2 protein-coding genes are annotated in these 2,801 nt (G+C 76.3%); both read right to left on the reverse strand.

The genetic code is table 11. The features are described from left to right. Nucleotides 1-96: 96 nt before the first annotated feature. Complete coding sequence (locus tag ACTUAL_RS05495) at nt 97-1,278, reverse strand: aminotransferase class V-fold PLP-dependent enzyme (RefSeq protein ID WP_440899480.1); 1,182 nt, start codon at nt 1,276-1,278, stop codon at nt 97-99. Continuing rightward, nucleotides 1,263-2,801, reverse strand: a 1,539-nt coding sequence (locus ACTUAL_RS05500) for an ABC transporter substrate-binding protein (RefSeq protein WP_440899481.1), incomplete at its 5' end; no start/stop codon positions are given. The genes ACTUAL_RS05500 and ACTUAL_RS05495, both read right to left, overlap by 16 nt.

Raw genomic sequence — 2,801 nt, forward strand, 5'->3', positions numbered from 1 at the left:
GGTCCGCCCCCCCCGGGGCCCGGGCGGCGGGGGGCCCCCCACCCCCCCCGCGCCCCCGGGCCACCGCTCCTGCCGGTCTTCCCCGGTCGTGCCCGCTCAGAGCCCGGCGACCACGTCCACGGCCCGGTCGACCTGGGCGGGTTCGAGGAAGTAGTGCGGGGAGGCCCGGACGACCTCGGTGACGCCGCGCCGGGTCATGTCCAGCCGGGTGGAGGTCAGCCCGCTGGTGGTGACGGTGACGTCCGCCTCGGCCAGCCGGGCCTTCACGTCCGAGGGCTCGTGGCCGTCGACGGTGAACGTGACGATGCCGGAGCGCCGCTCCCCCAGGTCGCGCACGGTCACCCCGCCGATCCCGGACAGCCCGGCGCGCAGCCGCTCGGCGCGCGCCGACACCTCGGCGGCGATGGCGTCGATCCCCAGGTCCAGGGCGTAGCGGGCGGCGGCGACGAGGCCGAGGCGGTCGGCGATGCCGAACTCCCACAGCTCGTGCGCGCGGGCGCCCGCGCGCACCGAGAACTCGGCCGGTCCGGTCCACTCGCCGCCGTGCAGGTCGACCAGCCGGGGCCGCACTCGCTCGGCCACCGCCCTGCGGACGACCAGCACGCCGGTGCCCCTGGGTCCGCGCAGCCACTTGCGGCCGGTGGCGGAGATCAGGTCGACGCCCAGCTCGTCGGCGCGCACCGGCAGCTGGCCGATGCTCTGGCAGGCGTCCAGCAGCACCAGCGCGCCCACCCCGTGCGCGGCGTCGGCGACCTCGCGGACCGGGTTGACCAGGCCGCCGTTGGTGGGGGCGTGCACGAGGGAGACCAGCTTGACCCGCTCGTCCAGCAGCTCCCGCAGCGCGGCCACGTCGACCTGGCCGACCCCGTCGGACGGGACGGTCTCCACGCTCGCGCCGACCTCGCGGGCGCGCTGCAGGATCGGGATGGCGTTGCCCGCGTACTCGACCTCGGTGACCAGCACCCGGTCGCCCGCGGCCAGCGGGACGGCGTCGAACGCGGACAGCCACGACCGGGTGGCGCTGTCGGTGAAGGCGATCTCGTCGGGCTCGGCCCCGAGCAGCTCGGCGAGCACGCCGTACCCGGCGTCGAGGTCGGCGGCGCGCTGGGCGGCGGCCCGGTAGCCGCCGACCTCGGCCCCGCGGCGCAGGGGGCCGACGACCGCGTCGACGACCCGGTCGGGTGGGAGGGAGGAGCCTGCCGAGTCGAGGAAGACGCCTCGGGAGGCCGCGGGGGTGTCGGCTCGGACGGTGGTCAGGTCGATCACTTGGAACCCCACTTCTCGATGTTCCACCACGGCCCCCAGGACAGCGGACCGGCGCCCGCCGTGTCCACCACCTGCTGGTAGCCGTTCCAGTTGTCGCGCACCACGTAGGTGTGCTGGACCAGGGCGAGCACCACCATCGCCGGGTCCTCCGCGTAGGCGCGCTGGAACTGCCGGTAGGCGGTGGCCCGCTGGGCGGGGTCGAGCTGGGCGCGGCCGGTGTCGAGCGCGGCGTCCACGACCGGGTCGGAGTAGCCCCACGGGTTGCCGGTGCGCAGCGCGGCGGTGAGGGCGAGGTCGGGGTCGAACGGGGAGCCGCCCGCCCACAGCAGCGCGTCCTGGCCGAGGCGGGGCCGGATCGAGTCCCAGGCCAGGCCGGCGAGCTGCACGTCGACGCCGACCGCGCGGGCGTCGGCGGCGAAGCCGGTGGCCAGGTCGTTGCGGACGACGTCGCCGATCGGGTACATGAGGGTGAACCGGGCGGGCGCGCCGTCGCGGGAGCGCATCCCGTCCGCGCCCTTGGCCCAGCCCGCCTGGTCGAGCAGCTGCTCGGCGCGGGCCTTGTCGTGGCGGATGGACGCGGTGGTGTCGACGTACTCGGGCGTGGTCTCCGGCACGGGGGTGCTGGCGGCGGTGCCCTTGCCGCCGAGGAGGCTCTGCACGAGGGCCTCCCGGTTGACGGCGGCGTTGAGGGCGGCGCGGATCGCCGGGTCGCCGGTGACCGGGTTGCCGGTGGGCAGGGTGACCGCGCGCAGGTCGGCGGAGCGGTGGGTGATCAGCCGCATCCCGCTGGCGGAACCGGCGAGCGCGGCGAGGCGGGGCGGCAGCTCGGCGCCGTCGAACTCGCCCGCCTGCATCCGCTGGGCGCGGGTGTTGTCGTCGGGCGCGAAGACGACGGTCAGCTCGCGCACGCCGGGCGCGCCGCCGCGGAACTCGGGGTTGGCGGTGAGCTGGAGGCGGTCGCCGCGCTTGTGCTCGACCACCTGGTAGGGGCCGGTGCCGACGGGCTCGACCTGGTCCAGGGGCACGCCGAGGGCCTCGCTGGGCAGGATGCCGAGGACGAGCTTGTGCGGGAACGCGGCCCAGGGCCTCTCCAGCGCGAACCGGACGGTGCGGTTGTCCAGCTGCTCGACGCCCTGCAGGCCCGCGAAGTCGGCGCGGACGGTGGAGCCGGTGGCCGGGTCGAGCAGGGCGCGGTAGGTGGCGACGACGTCCTCGGGGCCGAAGGTGGAGCCGTCGCTGAACTTGACGCCCTCGCGCAGGGTCGCGGTCCAGGACAGGCCGTCGGCGGAGGGGGTCGGCAGCTGCTCGGCGAGCGCCGGGGCGAGGGTGAGGTCGGCGGAGTGGGCGACGAGCCCGTCGTAGATCTTGGCGGCGCCGTTCGCGCCGTAGCCGAGCAGCGGGTTCAGCGAGGTGGGCTCGACGGCCTGGGCGAGCACCATGGAGCTGTTGTCGTCGCTGCCGCCCGCGTTCGGCGTGGGCGACCCGGTGCACCCCGCGACGCCGACGAGGAGGGCCAGGGCGGACGGGATGAGGAG

Source organism: Actinosynnema sp., from assembly GCF_052038725.1.